This window comes from Priestia sp. VA7 (assembly GCF_055710015.1).
Window position 1 is genome coordinate 1 of the sequence record NZ_JBVQPN010000084.1, and the last position, 229, is coordinate 229.

Consider the following 229-nt stretch of genomic DNA (forward strand, 5'->3'; position numbering starts at 1 on the left):
TTTCCTGAGTAGCGGCGAGCGAAACGGAATTAGCCCAAACCAAGAGGCTTGCCTCTTGGGGTTGTAGGACACTCTATACGGAGTTACAAAGGAACGAAGTAAATGAAGCGACCTGGAAAGGTCCGTCGAAGAAGGTAACAACCCTGTAGTTGAAACTTCGTTCCCTCTTGAGTGGATCCTGAGTACGGCGGAACACGTGAAATTCCGTCAGAAGCTGGGAGGACCATCT

At 50.2% G+C, this 229-nt stretch carries 1 rRNA gene; it reads left to right on the top strand.

Annotated elements, in window-relative coordinates:
- Positions 1 to 229, top strand: a 23S ribosomal RNA gene (locus AC0C45_RS30320); the annotation flags it as partial.